The organism is Staphylococcus sp. EG-SA-2, from assembly GCF_017152085.1.
Genome location: NZ_JACYHC010000097.1, coordinates 1 through 555, shown reverse-complemented (window position 1 = coordinate 555; position 555 = coordinate 1). Strand labels below are relative to the sequence as shown.

Below are 555 nucleotides of genomic sequence, written 5' to 3'. Positions count from 1 at the left end.
TTGCTTCTTCAGCAAAAGCCATTGTAAATGTTTCTAATGATTTGTAATATTCATCAAAATCATCTACCCACTCATCAATAAATGCTTTATCGTGTAAATCATGATCAATAATATACTTAGTCACTGCACTTAACCACGCTAAATCCGTACCTGGTTTAGGTTGATAAAAACGATCCGCACGTTCTGCCATTTCATGTTTTCTAATATCAAATACATGTATTTTTTGTCCAAATAATTTTTGAGCACGTTTCATGCGTGATGCGATAACTGGATGAGCTTCGGCTGTATTGGTACCTATCAATACAGACATTGCCGCTTTTTCTAAATCTTCAATACTACCTGAGTCACCGCCGTGTCCAACCGTTCTAAATAAGCCTTTTGTTGCAGGTGCTTGGCAATATCTTGAACAGTTATCAACGTTATTTGTGCCAATAACTTGTCTTGCTAATTTTTGCATTAAATACGATTCTTCATTCGTCGCTTTAGAAGAAGAAATGAATGATAGTGCATCTGGGCCATACTTTTCTTTAATAGATGTAAAATTATCTGCAATGA

Annotated in this window: 1 protein-coding gene; it reads right to left on the bottom strand. The window is 35.3% G+C overall.

From position 1 onward, the window contains the following. Window positions 1-555, bottom strand: a 555-nt coding sequence (locus tag IDG60_RS27135) for a molybdopterin-dependent oxidoreductase (protein WP_206160376.1), incomplete at both ends; no start/stop codon positions are given.